Source organism: Arhodomonas sp. KWT (assembly GCF_010993615.1).
The window spans coordinates 1-692 of sequence record NZ_WNXE01000893.1 but is presented as its reverse complement, the minus strand read 5'-3'; the positions used below and the strand labels follow the sequence as shown (position 1 = coordinate 692).

Annotated in this window: 2 protein-coding genes; both read left to right on the top strand. The window is 72.1% G+C overall.

Going from position 1 to position 692, the window contains the following annotated elements:
- Window positions 1-270 (top strand): phosphoribosyltransferase family protein (locus G7A99_RS23125; RefSeq protein WP_256379740.1); only part of this gene is annotated, 270 nt, incomplete at its 5' end.
- Window positions 271-279: 9 nt separating this feature from the next.
- The coding region (locus G7A99_RS23120; protein WP_163144395.1) for a hypothetical protein at window positions 280-692 on the top strand (413 nt) is incomplete at its 3' end.

Sequence of the window (692 nt, the reverse complement as noted above, 5' to 3'; positions counted from 1 at the left end):
GTGCTCAAGCACGTCACCGACGCCGTCACCAACCTCGGCGCCGGCAGCGGCGAGCGGGTGCTCATCGTCGACGACCTCGTGGACACCGGCCGCACCGCGCGCGAGGTCCGCGACATGCTCCCGAAGGCGCATTTCGCCACGGTCTACGCCAAGCCCCAGGGCTGCGAGGTGGTGGACACCTTCGTCACCGAGGTCTCCCAGGACACCTGGATCTATTTCCCCTGGGACATGAGCCTGCAGTTCACCCCGCCGCTGCACGACGGGCACTAACGGGCGACCATGGCCCGCGCCCTGCTCCCTCGCCTCTGCGACTGGCTCCACGCCCGCCGGCGCCGCTCCGTCACCGCTGCACTCAGGCGGGCGCTGGCGGCCCTGTTCACCACCGATGCGCTGCCGGAAACCAGCCGCGCGCACCGGGGGACCCTCGCCGAAGAGCTTGGCGACGACACCGACTGCGCCGAGCGCGTGCACCGCTTCCACGCCCTGCTGGAGAGGGACCTGCGCTCGGAGGCCAGGCTGCTCGAGCAGGGGCTCAACACCTACGCCCGCCAGCTCGCGGCACTGGACCGCCACCTCCGCCACGCCGAGAGCGAGCGCGCGGAGGCCATCGCCGACCACGACGCCATGAGCGACCACGTCCGCCAGCACGTCGGGGACATCCGTCAGGCGGTCTCCGGCGGGACCGCCGACGT